Here is a 13,415-nt window from a genome sequence, read left to right as displayed (position 1 = left end):
GCCGGCACCGGCAGTTGATAAACGGGGCGACCCCCCGGATTTCGAAAATAGCGGTTCACATTCGGCCTAACCTGGTCCTGCCGGAACACCGTCAAAGCGGGCAGCCCGCTGGCGGGCCGGCGCAACGGACGGACGCGGAACGCCGATCTTTGCTTTAACGCGGTTTTTTGCCGCCATTATCCGTCCCGCTTGCCGCGGCCGGGAATAGCAGCAAAAAACCGCGCTAACCGAACGCTTTCCCGCCAAGCTCAGACGTGAATGAGCTCGTAGACGGCTCCGTACCGTTTCCCGTCGGTAAAAAACAGCTTGACCCGGTCGTCGCGTCCCACCTCGATGTCCGGCAGCACGCTGCGGCCGGCCGGCAGGTCGCCGAGCAGCGGGTAAGCCGTGCCGTCCTCCTTGCCGAGCGGGAGGCCGCCGGTCTTCTTGACGTAGCACAGCGCGTCTCGCGAGACGGGAATTTCGGCCTCGACGCTGATCCGTGCGGTTCTGCGCTTGCCGAGCCAGCCTCCGCCGTATTTGACCGAGCAGCGGATCAGCGCTTTGCCAAGGCTGAACCTTGCTTCGTTCCCGCCGTCCCGCTGCGGGTACACGATCGTTTCGCCGCCTTCCCGGATACAGGGGAAGATCCGGTAGCCGTACCCGCCGACGCGGTCCGGCCGGTCGCGGTAGCCCCCGGCCGCCTTGTATTCCTCGCGGGTGTACAGCTTCATGCGCCGGCGGTCCGCCGATTCCGCTTCGTCTCCCGTTTCCTCGGCCGGATCGAAGCCGTAGACGTAAACGTACTTCAGTTCCCCGGGCCATTCCCAGGTAAGCACGCATTCCCCCTCCCGCACGCGGCAGGCCGCCCCGGCGATGCGCAGACCGGGAGGAGCTTCCCCGGGATTCCATTGCCATTCTTTCATAAACCCGCTCACCTCCGGTTAAAGCTGCTGCCGCCGGTTTGCCGGTAGCCCGGTCCATGGGGCCCGCGGCCCTGTCGGTCGATCGGCGTTCCGCCCGTCAGATCGCTTCCCGCCTTGACCGGCACGATCAGCGTCGAAAGCGAAATAACGGCGGCCAGCACAAGATCGGCGGCGAAACGCCCAAACCCCGGACTCCAGCCGGCCCGAATCCACGACTCCAGCAGCCAGCCCGCCAGCAGGCCGGCGAGCAGCCCGCCGACGGTGAAGGCTTTGGCCAGATGGCGGTTGTCGAAAATAATGCCAAGCGAAAGCCCCATCAGCCCGCCGAGCAGGCCGAGGAAAAGAATCCGCAAAGCCAGGTAATAGAGGTTGTCGGCTCCGGTGCCGGTGCGGTCGCCCATCAGATGCCAGCCTTTGTTCAAGTCGTACAGCTTGTTGAACACTCCCGTCAGCTGGGTCGCCTTGTCAATGCCGTGATAGCTGCCCTCGGAGCGCCCCGCAAGCTCGCGAAGCAGCGCAGTCGCGTCAGAGTCCGTTCCATTCATTCCGACGGTATGAATCGCCACCTCGTCGCTGGCATACGGCGCGACCGCTGCGTTCACATCCACGTCGCTGTACCCGTCGGAGATCAGAATTACCATCGCCTTGCGGCGGTCCGGAACGGACCGGAGCTCGGCCAGCGCCGTTTCCAGCGCGCCTGCGATGTTGGTTTGCCCGACAGGCTGGTACTCGTTCAGCTTTGCGGTTACCTCCTCCTTGGCGGAGGCGGTGTCGATCAGCCGGAGCGGCTGCAGCACCTCCGGGCGCTCGTTAAACAGCACCACGCCGAGACGCTTGCCGCCGTCCATGCGGGAAACGAGCTCCTGCGCCGCCCGGATGCTTTCCCGGTTCGGGTCGGTCTCCTGCATGCTTTCAGACTTGTCGATCACAAGCACGATGTCTTCCACCGGCTTGTGCCGGCCGAACCCGAACCCGTAAATCGTTTGAAACAAAGCGCCTGCCGCCAAAAGCATGGCAAACGAAGCGGGGACCAGCCACTTCCAGCCGCTTCCGACATGCCGCAGCCGCCAGCCGCGCCCGTTCAGATCGGGCGACAGCGTTTCCGCGATCAGACAGGCCAGCGCGACAAAGAGCCCAAGCACGCCGAAATAAATGGCCATCAGCAAAAAATTGGCCATCCGGCCGTCATAAGCCCCGAGCAGTACCTCCCCGGCCGCAAAGCCGGCCGCCCCGCCGATCAGGCTGAACAAAAACAATAGCGCGCTCCATTTCCGGCGCATCAAACAAGCCCCCCTGCCATTTCGGGAGCCGCTGCATAACGGCCCCGCTTTCTCCATTCCGTATCATGCGCCGCCGCGAAAGCGGCTCCCGCCCCGCCGTCCGCCTGCCGAAGCGGGTACTTCGCGCCAGCAAATTTCCGTTTCTGCGCTTGCGCCATCGGCGGACCCTAGTCCGCGGGCGGTCCGCTTTCCTCGCCGGGCCCGGCGTGAAACCGGAATTCGTTCGCCGCATAGGATTCGTAATATTTGCGCGCGTTTCGGCTGTACATCGTATCGTCCAGCCGGAAGCCGCCCATAATGTTCAGCTTGTCGATGCCGACCGCCCGCCGCTCATGGACGCAGCCGAGCTGGTAAGCCCGGCTTTCCTGGTCGAGCCGGAACGCATAGCGGATGAACTCGCTTTCGTAATCGCCGAAAAAGTATTTTTCCTCGTACCGGTGCTTTTGCGTGTAGTGGAACAGGGTTTGCCGGACGGTGGCCCCGCTTTCAAGGCGTTCGAATAAATCGCGAAAGAGCTCCTCCCGCGGCACCAGCTGTTCCTGCTCCTCATAGCGCACGGCGACGTTCGCCCGCTCCAGCAGCTCTTCCTCAAACGTCTGCCGGAAGACCGCGTCCGGGAATACCTCCCGTTCGCAGATGGCGATCAGCCGCTCCAGCAGCGCGGACGCGCCTTCGTCGGCAAGGGCGGCCGCATCCCCGAAATACTTGTCGTCGAGGAAAAAATCCGGCCCCCGGCGGGCGGCCAGGCCGTCCAGAATGCGCCGCACCTCGCGCCCGTAGTATTCGGGCAGGTTGCGCCCGAGCCGGTCGTCCCCGCCTTCCGCCGCGCTTTCCTTCGCCGCCGCAGCCAGCAGCTCGCCCGCTTCCCGAATCCGGGCGACCCGGCGGGCGGCGGCCGCATGAAGCCCGGCAAGCGCAAGCTCCCAGCGGTCGAGCACCCGGCGGCGGGTCTCCAGGACGAGAATCGCGTAGCGGAGGCCGTACAAGGCGTCCAGCAAAGCGCGCTGCAGCTTCCGCCGCGCCGGCTTGGCCAGAAAGCCGAAGCCTCCGCCCGAGGCAAGCGGCTCCGCCGAGCGGTCCAATACCGATTGCAGCTCCTCGCGGGCGTCGGCCAGCTGGCGGGCGGTTTCCTCCTGCTGCCGGTTCAGCTCCGCGTGCAGGCTGTCCGGATCGGTTTCGTCCGTCCACCGGTACACGGAGAAAAACGTATACGGCGGCTGAAGCTCCGCCGCCAGCCGCCGCCCCGCGGCGGAGGCGATGTCCAGCTCCTCCGCTCCCGCCTTGGCCGCCTCTTCAAAATGCCGGGCGAAAAAGGCGCGGGCGTTTCCGCCGTAAAGCTCCTCCTCCGCCTCCCGCAGCGTCATCCGGCGGAGCGCTGCAAGCGGCGTATCGCGGGCGAGCAGCGCGTGCATGTCCTCCAGCCGTTCCCGGGGAGGAAGCAAAACCTCCGTCTGCCGGGCCACGGAAGCGGCGTCGAGGCCGAAAAGCGCCGCCGCGTCCCGCCGCCCCGCTTCGGCGCTTTCCGCCAGCCGGGAGGCAAACGCGCGGAACACTTCGTCCAGCACCGTGAGCGCGATGGCCCGGTTCGGCCGCCGGAGCTCCGAATACCCCGCCGTGGAATAAACATTTTCCGGCACCGCCGGCGAAGTGATGCTCTGTTTGTACTGCAGGTTGTTGTACAGCGCGCGCTCCCGGTCAAATTCATGGATGGTGCGCCGGTTCTTGAGGAGGTTCAGACTGGCGATCGCCTTGTAGGCGGTCCCGAGCCCGGTCTTGTCGAGAATCCCCTTTTCGTCTTTGTCGCCCAGCACATAGACCAGATCGAACAAGGGAGAGGGCGTGTGCTCCAGGTCGAGCGCAAAGCCGTCCTCGGTCAGAAGCAGCGGCGCTTTCAAGTGAAAGCCCCGCTCCTGCATCCCGTCCAGCTCCCGCAGGAAGGCGTAGCCGAGCGATGCGGAGTAAGCGAAATCCCCGCCCGTGTCGGCTTCCCGGGTCAGCACGTACAGATCGGTCTGGACATGCTTGAACGATTCGCCGAGGATGGAACGCGCCAGCAGCACCGCTTCCGGGAGGAGCACATTGAGCGGGTCGTCCGCCTGCGTCACAACCGCCAGGTTCAGCCGCTCGAAGCTGGCGAAAAACCGCCCGGCTTCGGACAGCCGGGCCGCCGCCCGCCGAATCTCCCGGTTCATGGAGGCGAGCATCGCCCGGTCCGCATAAAAGCGGCGCCGGACATCCGGACGCGCCGACTTGCGGTCGAGCGCGAGGTCCTTTACGCCAAGTCGCCCGACAAACGGCTCCGGCCTTCCGAGGACCTGGCGCGCCGCGTCCGGCCGAAACCCTTCCATAACCCCGGCGCCGTGCGGCCCGGCGTCTGTGCCGGAGCCTGGCGCCATAGCGTAGTCGGGACGAAGGCGCCCGTCGGGACCGGCGGAAGCGCCGCTTCCCGTTCCGCCCGCCGCAGCGGAACCCGCCGAGCCATATCCGGAGCCCGCGCCGCCGGACGCATTTTCTTCCCCGCACAAGTGCAAATAGACGATGGCGGCCCCGTTGTCGCACTTGCGGTTCATCAGCCGGCGCACCTCCGCAAGAGCGGGCGCCGACTTGCCGCCCACAAACAGGAAAGCAAGCGGATTGTGCAGGCTTCTCTGCCCGTCGGCGGCGGAGGCCGCCGCGTCGGACCGGTTGTCGTATTCTTCGGCAAAAGCCATCAGTCGCTCTCGCACCGTGGGCCGCTCCTTTCGGTTTCATGTCCCGCCCCGCTTCCGTCTAGCGGCAGTCCGCGCGCAGCGGACCGCAAGCCGAAACGCTACGGGCCGGGACCGGAAAAACGCGGGAAACGCGCGTTTACCGGATGGTTTTGAGCATATCCGCCGTTTTGGCCGATACCTGGCGGTAGAACCGGTACATCTCTTCCCCGTTTACCAGCTCGGCGCGGTCGAAATCAAGCGCCGACTTGACCTCGCGGAAGCCGGCCGCCATTTTCTCCAAGTGCGCCACCAGCCCGCCGATATCCTCCGAGGAAGTAAGCGTCTCGCTTCGCCGGGCGGCTTTACGCTCCAGCTGGCTGATCCGTTTCGCGTCCAGGGAGCGGAGCTTTTCGTAGATTGCGTAGTCGACGAATTTGGTCACCCGCAGCAGGTTGACGAACGGCTCCCAGGCTTCCTCCTCCGGATCGTGGTCGTATACGAACTGCGCGCCCTTCTTCGCAACCGTGCCGGTATACATCGCTTCGATAAACAGGTCGATCCATTTTTCTTCGCTCTCGCCCGCCGCAATGATTCCCGCAAGGCGCGCCGCCTGCTCGGCGATCTGGCGGTACTTCGCCAGCTCGCTGCGGATTTCCTCGAACAGGCCCGGGTAGCGGATCAGGTTGTCGATCGCCGCTTCGCGGCTTACGCTGCCGAAAATTTCGCGGGTGCCGGACGGCTCCAGCCCGTTCTCCAGCAGCTGGTTCAGCCGGGCGGCCGCCTGCTTCACCTCGCCCAGGTTCGGCTTCGGCTGGTCAAGCTGCATGTTGAAGCCTGCCGCAAACGTCTCAAAATCGAACGGCCGCGTCAGCACGACCTCGTAGCGGCTGAACGTGTTCGAATCCGGGCCTTTTTCCCGCACGGCACCGTACTTCTCGGCTTCCGCGAACGCTTCGCGGATCGTCTCGTTCATCCGCTGCACGCGTGCGTTGACGTACGTGTCGCCCCACGATTTTTCCGGGATCGGCGACGGCAGGTTGACCCAGTTGACCTTGTCGGTCTGCACCAGATGCCGGCCCGTGCCCTCCGCTTCCAGAATCGTTTTCTCGTAGCTTTCCTCATAGCTCTTGAGCGGCGCGTAGGAGAAAAGCGGCACCCCGTTTTTGGTGTTGAGCCAGAAAATCCGGTTTTTGACCTCGCTCTCCTTCACCGTAAACCGCGAGTTGCCGACCGCGTGCGCTTCGAAATTCTTGATGCCCTTGTACAGGTTCGGCGCCTTGACCGGCACGGACACAAACCCGTAGGACGGAAAATGAAAGCTGCCGGAGCTGTTGCTCAGGTGGAAAACGGGCACCGCCTCTTCGTTCAGCCGCTTCGCGATGACGCGCTCCATAATGTTTTCGATCGACTCGTCCTTGCCGTATTTGATCAGCAGGAAATCCTCCATCGATTTGGTGATGAGGTCGCCGAACTGATCCGTCATGAATTCGGAGATGGAGCCGACGATGTCCACTTCGGAGTCCTTGATCCAGTTTTCCGACTTGGCCATCAGCTCCGCCGTGAAGGCGCGGATCAGGTCCTGGACGTTCTTCTCGTCCAGAATGCCGCCGATTACCCGCTCCACATCCGGCACATTGACAATGTTCCAGTAGTAGGTGCGGTTGCCCTTGTGGTCGACGTCCTCGTCGCCCCGGGCGAGAATGTTGCCGTTTTTCTCGAAAATGGCGTTCAGCGCGTTCAGCAGCTCGGTGAACACCTCGTAAATGCGCGCGTTCTGTTCGTTGTAGGCCCGGTACAGATCCTCGTAAAAGTCGATCATCTGCTCCATCCGGTCCCGGTCGGAATACAGGTAGTACTCCTGGATTTTGGCGTCGATGTAGAGGTCCTTCTTTTTCTCTTTGGAAATGAACGCGTCGCGCGCATCGCCCAGCTTTTGCAGCGAGTTGTCGGCGGCCGCTTCGATGTCCTGCGGAATCCGGTAGAGCGACTCCTTCAGGCTGTCGATGTACGAGCGAATGATGCTGAGCAGCGACGGCCCGTTATTGGTATAAATGATCCGGTTTGCATAAAAGGGACCCATTTCCGGGTTCAGGAACATCCGCCGGATTTCCTCGGTGAACCGCTCCAGAAGCTCGCCCGGAAGCTGCCGGCGCGTCTTGATGTACTCCTCCCGCGCGCGCGAAAGGAAGTTCTGCTCCAGCTCGGTGTCCATGTTGACCGTCTGCTGCTTGATGACGTTCTGGTAGCTCAGGCGCTCGCTGTTCTGGTACCCCGGCAGCGGCTCGGGCACCCGCTTCAGAAATTCCCGGTGGACGGAATCGATGTCCGCGCCGAGCTTGTGGGCCAGCTTTTCCGCGTCTTCGCGCGTCGGGCCCGCCTGGAACATCGTCTCCATCTTTTTGAACAGGCGGTACGCGAGGTAAGTGGTCATTTCCTCAATCGGCAGCACGGCCGAAGACGCCCCGATGATATTGTATTGGTAGTTGGCCGCGTAAGGCTTCGGCATCTGGTTGATGTTGCTGCGGATGTTGCTGATGTAGTCGTGGATCGCGAACTCCTCGCCGGACTGCTTTTCCTCGCTGGCCATGAAGTTGGTGATGTTCTCGGCCGTGACGTTCATACAGTAGTCGTAGGCGTTCTCCAGCAGCTTGCCGTCCAGATTGGTCGCGGAGATCAGATGAGCCAGGTTGAACGGCGGCAGCGGCGAGTTGACGGTCAGGATGTTGCCGTACTGCTGGCGGAACCGCTCGCCGCGCTCGTCGGCGTTCATCCAGTAGTCCAGCTCCTTCAGGGCGGCATATCCGTTCTTTTTAATATATTCGCGGGTATGGTCCGTCAGGCTTTTGTTCGACAAATTGACATCCGGCATGAACAGGTAGCCGAGCAGGCTCACCTTGTCGACGCCCGCCGTAGAATGCTCGCGCTCCATAAGCCCGCGCACGATGTAGGCGATGTCGAGGAAGCCGCCGCTTCCGGTGCCGCCCGACAAGCCGGTCAGCAGGAACACCATCAGCTTTTTGCTCGTGCCTTCGGTCAGCGATTTGATTTTTTTCTCGATGGTCTGGACCACCTGCACGATCTTGGTGAACAGGAGCAGCCGGCCGGTCTGCCGGTTGCCCGACGCTCCGCCGACGCCGTCCGTCACCAGAAGCTCCGGGGACAGCCATTCCGTTATGTACGGCTCCAGCACCCGGCGGTTTTGCAGCAGGCTGCCGATTTCGGCATTGGAGAGCAGCACGAACTCCGTAAGCGGATCGAGGCCGATGCCCTTGTATTTCTTTTGCAGCTCGCCTTCGTTTGTCTCGAAGCCGATGAATTCAATGTTATCGGGTTTCTCCCGTTTTTTCTTGGAAAGCGGATCGTTCGGCAGCTTGAAGCGCCGGTTGATCTGGTATTTGAGGCGAAGCAGGGCGTCGATGCCCGTTCCGCCGAGCCCGATGACGAGCATCGGGTTGTCGATTGTGTCGACGCGGATTTTCTCCGAGATGATGCCCCCGCCTAGCGTGACATCGAGTTGCTGGATGTGTTCCCTGACCAGTGCTTTCATGGGTCCAAGCCTCCTATAGTAAATACTCCAGTTGAATCGATTTGCCGGCTCCCTGCAGCACGACGCGCAGCCGGTCGCCTTTGCGCAGCTCCACGCCGCCCGAGGCGTCCAGCGCCCGTCCGGCCTTCTCGATCAGAGCCTCCGAGCGGTTGTACAGGACAATGGTGTCGCCTTTGCCGGGCTCGAACACGATTTTATCCGTTTCCGCGAATTCCGGCGCAAGCTGGAGAAGCTGATGCAGCCTGAAGCGGCCTTTGAACACGTTCAGCTTCTTGTACTGCGGGCTGGTGCGCTCGCCCGTATTCTCGTCGCGGACCTCCACCACCAGCTGGCCGATAAAGCCGCGGTTCGCTTTCTTGACCCGGCCGAGGATGAAAAAGACAGCGGCCAGAACGGCAACGAGCGCGGCGGCTCCGATCAGGACGTAGAGCCACGGGAACGGTTTTTTGTCCGCCGCCGGAGCGGAAGGCGCCGGAGAAGAGGACGGGACGGAGGTGGCCGTTCCGGCTGCCGCGTCAACCGTTACCGGCTCGGTCTCCCGGTAAAAGCTGGCGTCCTCCACCCGTACCTTGAGCTCGTACCGGCGGCTGTCGGGAATCGTCCATTCGCCGGCAAACGCGTCTCCGGCCAGCGCGATCGGAATTTCCTCCGTCGTCTTGGCGTCGATATCCGTGACGAGCAGCTTTGCCTCCAGCGTCTTCAGCAGCTCGGCGTCGGCGAGCGGCTGGCCGCCGGACTGCAGGCCGGCCTTGACCGCCACCTTGTCGCCTTTTTTGAAGGAGCTGCCCTGCAGCGGCTCCATCACAAGCGCCAGGTCATAATTAAAGACGAGATTGATGTCGATTTGGTCGCTGGCGGCCCCTTTTACCTGGAGCTTCCAGTCGCCCTGGACCGGTTTTGTCAGCTTGACCAGCGAATACGAGCTGGAACGGGAATACAGCACGTTGTCCGAAGGGACCGCGACCTGCGCGCCGTTCGGATCGGTCAGCCGGACCTCGACCGGCTTTCCGGACATGATCGAAATGTTCGCTTCCAGCACATTGGCGTTCGGAACGGTCACGGTCACTTCCTGGAAGTCTCCGTTTGCCGTGAAGCCCTGGAGCGGAACCACCTTCAGCTTCAGGTGGCTGGCAAAAATTTCGCTTAAAATTTGCGGGAGCGTCTCCGCCGTGTCGGTCACGAATGACTTGCCGCCGGTGTCCCGGGCGATTTTTTCCAGCGCCGTCTTGTTCAGCTGGCCGTCCGCGTTCAGCCCGATCGTGTAGACGCGGATGCCGATCGCCTGCGCCTGCTTGATCGCATCGGCCAGCTCCCGGTCGGATTCCGCCTGCGTGCGGCCTTCGTTCAGCCAGTTGTTGCCGTCCGCCAGCAGCACGATCATCGGATGGTGGCTCGGGTCGCGGCCCGCCTCCAGCACCTTGACCGCCTCGCGCACCCCGACGGCGATATCCGTATAAGGCCCGCGATTCAATTGGTCGATAAATGTCTTTAAATCCTGCTTGTCGCCGGGCGACCGGATTTCCAGCAGCGCCTTCTCCCGGACGATCTGGTCGGTGTAGGCGATGACGCCGATTTTGTCGCCCGCCACCGATGTCATGTCGACAAACATTTTCATCGCTTCGTTGGCGACCTTGTTCCGGTCGCTGTCGTTCATCGAGGTGCTCACGTCGACCGCCAGCACCGCGTCCAGCTTCTGGTCGGTATCCGCGGCGTGCGCCCGGGCCGGCAGCAGGGTCAAAAGCAGCAGCAGGACGAGCGGCAAGGCTAGCAGAGCCTTGTATCCGGTTCGGTTGGTTTTATGGTTTCTGTTCAATGGTAGACCCCTCTCGGTCGGCTCTTTTCCGGCCCGCCGCATAATCTTCTGGTCAAACGGAGCCGGCAAATAGTAAAATGAGCCTGTGTTCTCTAGTCTGTTTCGCATGCTGTCAAGTCTCAATTCTACAAATTATCATACCTTTAGCGTTTGGAAAATTCCATTACTTTTCTCTCGGAGGAACCCCATGACGGCTTTCATTCCGATTGGCGTTATCGCGCTTTACGTGCTTGCCAGATGGCTATTCTACCGCCGCTCCGAAAAGAACGCCCCGCCCCCGGAAACGGTGGATCGGGAGCTGCTGGAACGGCTGAATCCGGGGAGGGATGGCAGTGGCGGATAAACGGGCGGCGCATTTCGCCAAACCCCGGGTCACCCTACATACGTACGAAAGGCTGTTTTGGTGCCGCCGATGTGAAACATTTACTTCGCTGCCCTCACAGGTATGCCCGAACTGCGGCCGGGAGGGCTCGTTCGGCTCCGCCGTCCGGCTCGCCTCCCGCGGCCTTGCGGCGCATGCCGTCCTGGAGACGCTTCTGCTTGCGGGGCTTGCGGCGGCGGCCGCCTGGCTGGCCGAAGATACGCTCCAGCTTTACGCGGCGGTTTTTCTCGGTGCGGCTCTGCTGACAGCCAACCTGTTTCTCCGCCGCCGCTACCGGGACGCCGTCCGGCAGCGGCAGCTGCACCGCGCCCTGCTGGACAGCGCGCCGGATATCATGGCCGGCCTGGAGGCCGACGAGCAAGCGGCGGAAGCCGACTACGACGCCGGCCGCTACAAGGAGTGCTACGAGAAGCTGCGCGAGATCGGTCATTTTCTGCAGGACGACCGCATCCACAACAACAAAGTACTGTGCCTGTCCCGCTTTGTTCTGCGCAAGGACATGGACCTGGAGCTGGAAACGGTCGTCCCGGGCAAATACAGCCGGCCGTTCAATCAATACCTTTGGGAGGTCTCCCTGGTGCGGCCCGACTTGATCCGGGAGCGAACGCTCGGCTACGTGCTCCGCTACCGCGCCGATCTGGAGCGCACCCCTTACGGCCCGCCGCTGTTGACCAATATTGCGGCGGCGGCCCTGAAGCGCGGCGCCAATCTGGATGCCGCCCCGCGGCTCATCGCCGACTACGCCGACCGTCTGCCGCGCGACCGTTTTCTCCGGCTCTGCCGGCTGCTCGCCTCCGCTCCGTACGGGGCTTACCCGGAGCTGTCCGAACGGGTCCGGGAAATCGCCGTAGAGCGCTACGCAAACGACGCCGAAATCATCCGGCTGTTATAGCCCTTCTTTTGCAGCATGAGCCGACACCCGCTTTGCGCTTCTCCATTTCTCCCGCGATTGGAGTGTACCGGCCGAATGAAAATCGAACGCCAGCTCGGCATTCTCATGCATTTGCTTGATCACGGCACCACGGGGGCCCAGGAACTGGCCGACCGGTTTGAAGCCTCCATCCGTACTGTCCGCAAGGATCTGGATGAGCTCGCCCGGTCCGGCATTCCCGTGCGGGCCTCCCAGGTCTCCCTTGGCGATACGGGGCTGATGGAAGGCTATTCGCTCGCCAGGCTGCTCGACAAGGCGGAGCGAAACGTCCTGCTGTCGGCGCTGGCGGCGCTAGCGCAGCGGCAGGATCTCAAGGAGGAGCGGATTCGCGAACGCCTGCGCGACCTGTTTGCCCCCGGCCGGATGGACGAATGGCTGCGGGTCGATCTGGCCGGACTCGGCGCAGGCCGCGCCGACGGCCGCTTCGGCGAATTCCGCGACGCCATTCTCCACCGCCGGCTCATGCGGTTCGAGTATCTGCGGTCCGCGGGCCCCGAAAGCCGGACGGTCGAGCCGATGACCCTTTTCTACAAGGGAGGGGTCTGGTATCTGTGGGGCTGGTGCCGCAAACGCGGCGGCTTCCGCCTGTTCCGGCTGTCCCGCGTCCATGCGGCGGAGGCGCTGGAAGAACGCTTCACCCGCCGGCCGGAGATGCTGGACGACGGCGAGGCCGATGTGTCGCCCGGGAGCGTCGCTCCCCTGGTGCTGCGCTTTGCCCGGACCGCCTCGCGGCGGGTCTACGACTTTTTCGAGCATGAGGCGGTTGCGCCGCTTCCCGACGGGAGCCTGGAGGTGCGCATCACTTGGCCGATGGACGATTCCCTCGTCGCCACGCTGCTCTCCTTCGGCCCCGAGCTGGAGGTGGTGTCGCCGCCCTTTTTGAGACAGGTGATCCGCAAAAAAGCGGGGCAAATCGCAGAACGCTACAAACGAGACTTCACGAACTGACCAAAGGAGCTGACCTTCCATGACGTCCCCCGCATCCGAGCAAATTCACATCCGTTATTTTTCCGAGCTGGATACCGATGCCCTGATGGAGATGAACCGGAGAAACCGGGAGCTGTTTCAGACCGTCACGCCAAAACGCGAAGAGGAAAGCTATTCGAGGGAAATGACGCTGCAGTACATCCGCAAAACGAAGGAAGACCGCGAAAACGACCAAGGGTACGCTTTCGGCGTTTTTTTGAATACGACCGGCGAGTTGGTCGGGAGCGTCAGTCTGTTCGAGGTGGAGCGCCGGTTTCTCCAGCGGTGTCTGATCGGCTACAGCCTGGACCGGAGTGTGCACGGAAAAGGCTACGCCACCGAAGCGGTGCTTCGCATCGTCGATTTCGGGTTCAACGTGATCGGCCTGCACCGGATTGAAGCGCAGGTGATGCCGCGCAATCCCGGTTCGCTTCGCGTGCTGGAAAAGGCGGGCTTCGAGCGCGAGGGCGTGGCGCGGAAAAACGTACGGATCAACGGCGTCTGGGAGGATCATGTCGTCCTCTCGATCCTGAATCCGAGCGAAACGGAAGACAAAGAAACGTACCGTCCGCAATAGAGGAGACGCCAGGGATGCGGCGGCCGGCGAATGAGCATCCCGCCTGGGTTTGCGCCACATGGAGAACCGAACGAGCTTCCCGCCGGAGTTTGCGCCACATGGAGAACCGAACGAGCTTCCCGCCGGGGTTTGCGCCCCATGGAGAACCGAACGAGCCTCCCGCCGGGGTTTGCGCCCTACCCTCAAGAAGAAAACGTTACTTTGAGAAAGTTGTAGACGACGGGGACTTCTCCGTTTAACGAATGCCATATTCTACTTGAAAATAACGCAACTTCATAGTCTGTGGTGCCCGCCAGGGCAGTGGGTGGCTAACGGTTGCCACAG

9 protein-coding genes are annotated in these 13,415 nt (G+C 62.6%); 4 read left to right on the top strand and 5 right to left on the bottom strand.

The window, feature by feature from the left end:
* Nucleotides 1-248 precede the first annotated feature (248 nt).
* The 5 genes from AC6I6H_RS16780 to AC6I6H_RS16760 form a co-directional block, all read right to left on the bottom strand.
* A complete protein-coding gene (locus AC6I6H_RS16780; RefSeq protein WP_497955129.1) occupies nt 249-905 on the bottom strand; it encodes a hypothetical protein in 657 nt (218 codons plus the stop codon).
* An 8-nt stretch (nt 906-913) separates the two neighbouring features.
* On the bottom strand, nt 914-2,185 hold the full coding sequence (locus AC6I6H_RS16775; RefSeq protein ID WP_497955128.1) for a vWA domain-containing protein: 1,272 nt from the start codon (nt 2,183-2,185) through the stop codon (nt 914-916).
* 167 nt (nt 2,186-2,352) lie between these two features.
* The gene (locus tag AC6I6H_RS16770) at nt 2,353-4,911 is read right to left on the bottom strand and encodes a hypothetical protein (protein WP_497955127.1); all 2,559 of its coding nucleotides are present in this window, start codon (nt 4,909-4,911) and stop codon (nt 2,353-2,355) included.
* A gap of 121 nt (nt 4,912-5,032) precedes the next feature.
* Complete coding sequence (locus tag AC6I6H_RS16765; protein ID WP_497955126.1) at nt 5,033-8,422, bottom strand: tubulin-like doman-containing protein; 3,390 nt, start codon at nt 8,420-8,422, stop codon at nt 5,033-5,035.
* Between the two features lie 13 nt (nt 8,423-8,435).
* A complete protein-coding gene (locus AC6I6H_RS16760) occupies nt 8,436-10,277 on the bottom strand; it encodes a vWA domain-containing protein (protein WP_497955155.1) in 1,842 nt (613 codons plus the stop codon).
* 145 nt (nt 10,278-10,422) lie between these two features.
* On the opposite strand from AC6I6H_RS16760, the gene AC6I6H_RS16755 reads away from it, so the two are divergent.
* From AC6I6H_RS16755 to AC6I6H_RS16740, 4 genes are all read left to right on the top strand, one after another.
* On the top strand, nt 10,423-10,578 hold the full coding sequence (locus tag AC6I6H_RS16755) for a hypothetical protein (RefSeq protein ID WP_497955125.1): 156 nt from the start codon (nt 10,423-10,425) through the stop codon (nt 10,576-10,578).
* Nucleotides 10,568-11,509 (top strand): hypothetical protein, encoded by a 942-nt coding sequence (locus tag AC6I6H_RS16750; RefSeq protein WP_497955124.1) that lies wholly within the window; start codon nt 10,568-10,570, stop codon nt 11,507-11,509. Before AC6I6H_RS16755 ends, AC6I6H_RS16750 begins: the two co-directional genes overlap by 11 nt.
* Before the next feature lie 75 nt (nt 11,510-11,584).
* The gene (locus AC6I6H_RS16745) at nt 11,585-12,496 is read left to right on the top strand and encodes a helix-turn-helix transcriptional regulator (protein WP_497955121.1); all 912 of its coding nucleotides are present in this window, start codon (nt 11,585-11,587) and stop codon (nt 12,494-12,496) included.
* A gap of 19 nt (nt 12,497-12,515) precedes the next feature.
* Entirely contained in the window at nt 12,516-13,091 is a 576-nt protein-coding gene (locus AC6I6H_RS16740) for a GNAT family N-acetyltransferase (protein WP_497955120.1), read from the top strand.
* Nucleotides 13,092-13,415: the final 324 nt, after the last annotated feature.

It is taken from the genome of Gorillibacterium sp. sgz306347, assembly GCF_059735245.1.
This window is presented reverse-complemented; position numbering and strand designations above follow the sequence as displayed.

What these genes read in the sequence shown, in the direction of transcription:
- AC6I6H_RS16780 (WP_497955129.1), bottom strand. Translation starts at nt 905, where the DNA reads ATGAAAGAATGGCAATGGAATCCCGGGGAAGCTCCTCCCGGTCTGCGC.
- AC6I6H_RS16775 (WP_497955128.1), bottom strand. Translation starts at nt 2,185, where the DNA reads ATGCGCCGGAAATGGAGCGCGCTATTGTTTTTGTTCAGCCTGATCGGC.
- AC6I6H_RS16765 (WP_497955126.1), bottom strand. Translation starts at nt 8,422, where the DNA reads ATGAAAGCACTGGTCAGGGAACACATCCAGCAACTCGATGTCACGCTA.
- AC6I6H_RS16760 (WP_497955155.1), bottom strand. Translation starts at nt 10,277, where the DNA reads ATGCGGCGGGCCGGAAAAGAGCCGACCGAGAGGGGTCTACCATTGAAC.
- AC6I6H_RS16755 (WP_497955125.1), top strand. Translation starts at nt 10,423, where the DNA reads ATGACGGCTTTCATTCCGATTGGCGTTATCGCGCTTTACGTGCTTGCC.
- AC6I6H_RS16745 (WP_497955121.1), top strand. Translation starts at nt 11,585, where the DNA reads ATGAAAATCGAACGCCAGCTCGGCATTCTCATGCATTTGCTTGATCAC.
- AC6I6H_RS16740 (WP_497955120.1), top strand. Translation starts at nt 12,516, where the DNA reads ATGACGTCCCCCGCATCCGAGCAAATTCACATCCGTTATTTTTCCGAG.